At 38.7% G+C, this 1,070-nt stretch carries 1 protein-coding gene; it reads left to right on the top strand.

Annotation, left to right across the window (positions count from 1 at the left end):
- Nucleotides 1-356 precede the first annotated feature (356 nt).
- The gene (locus JQC92_RS22460) at nt 357-680 is read left to right on the top strand and encodes a hypothetical protein (protein WP_205001743.1); all 324 of its coding nucleotides are present in this window, start codon (nt 357-359) and stop codon (nt 678-680) included.
- The last annotated feature ends 390 nt before the right edge of the window (nt 681-1,070 follow it).

The following is a 1,070-nucleotide window of genomic DNA, read 5'->3' as shown; positions in this document are numbered from 1 at the left end:
GTGTATTTGGAGCTTCACCTAATGGGTGAATGGTAGAACCTCGCAATTTCATAGACTCGGCCTATAAAAACATCAGGTTGTAGTGTTATGCCATTTATCAACTGATTTATCTAGGTTAAAAGTAGATATCATCTTCTACTCTTACTTCTCATGGAAAGCTCCCAACCTCTTCAGCTTCTTGTTACTTCTGGTACATATAAACAAGATGCTTTACAGTGCTTAACCGAAAATGAACCCATCTACTTTTGCGTGTTACTCTGTGTTGCCAGTGCTAACAATAGCTCACTATTGCCGCACACTGTCGCCTTGATTAACAAGCTGTACATTCTCGCTGAAATCGAGCATCTTCAGGTATCATGGGTATAAATAAAAAGTTTAAAACATTTATTGAAAAGCTTCCTGAGCATGAAATTAAGCTTTTAGTCTCTTCAAAACAATTTCAAGACAATATGGAACGGGTAGCCGTAATATCGCCTCATCTTTTTCGCAATATAACATCGACTATGCAGGAAATAATTCCTGAACAGAGTTTGGCACTGATGATGGATTCAATTTCTTCTGCAACTTTAGCGTTTATTCAACATAGCCATAGAATCAATTTAAAAAACAGCCAACTTCGCAACAACAGCAGCTTTTGTAATACGCTTTTTCTTGCCACGAAAAACAGCGAGAATGGCTGATCCACTTAGGTCGGAATATGCAGAGGCTTCTTACTATGAAAACTGAAGAGCATTTACCAGAATCAACCGCTAATGTAGACGTTTATTGCCAAGGCAAGCTTGAACGTTTGTAACTATTCAGCTGGGTAAATAAAGATCACCTATTGGGTGAATGCAAGCTGGTATACAAATCGATTTTGGGAGTGATATAAATAATGTGGACGAGTAGTTCCTTTCACCAAGGTTAAGAATGATCTCAGTTACTCTACAGACTTGATTAATACGTTGAAACCTGTCTCTTGATCAGATCTTAGTGCATTTCTCCGTCAGCTAGCATTTCTTTCGCCATCCTATATCCAACGACATAAGATTGAAGGGTATCCCAACCTTCCCAAATCGTTTCCCAACCTG

Source organism: Parashewanella hymeniacidonis (genome assembly GCF_016900895.1).
In the GTDB taxonomy this organism is placed as follows: Bacteria; Pseudomonadota; Gammaproteobacteria; order Enterobacterales; family Shewanellaceae; genus Parashewanella; species Parashewanella hymeniacidonis.
Note: the sequence above shows the minus strand (reverse complement) of the source record. Positions and strands in the feature narration are given on the sequence as shown.